The sequence below is a fragment of the Halomonas sp. ND22Bw genome (genome assembly GCF_003011945.1).
Taxonomy (GTDB): domain Bacteria; phylum Pseudomonadota; class Gammaproteobacteria; order Pseudomonadales; family Halomonadaceae; genus Halomonas; species Halomonas halophila.
The window spans coordinates 1-230 of record NZ_PXWD01001929.1; the positions used below are offsets into that span (position 1 = coordinate 1).

The 230-nt window shown below is 63.0% G+C and carries 1 protein-coding gene; it reads right to left on the reverse strand.

Translation table 11 applies throughout. The features are described 5' to 3' along the window. Nucleotides 1–9: 9 nt before the first annotated feature. Nucleotides 10–230: hypothetical protein (locus CVH10_RS26480; RefSeq protein WP_181244785.1), on the reverse strand; the 221-nt coding region annotated here is incomplete at its 5' end.

The window sequence follows — 230 nt, forward strand, 5'->3', positions numbered from 1 at the left end:
TGAAGGCGATCAGATCGGGATGCAGTCGTTGAGAATCTGCTCCGTCGTGCAGGGGGGCTTTGCGTGCTCCTCGACAGCGTCATACGCAGCGATCGCAGCAATCTCGAAGGTGGCATGCCAGCCGGGGACGGACAGCCAAGTTCCCTGCTCGTCGAGCTTCACAGATGCCGCGTAGCCGCCCAGGCGGCCCGGCTTCACGCAGTAGATGCGGCCGGACTTCTTCAGATGCC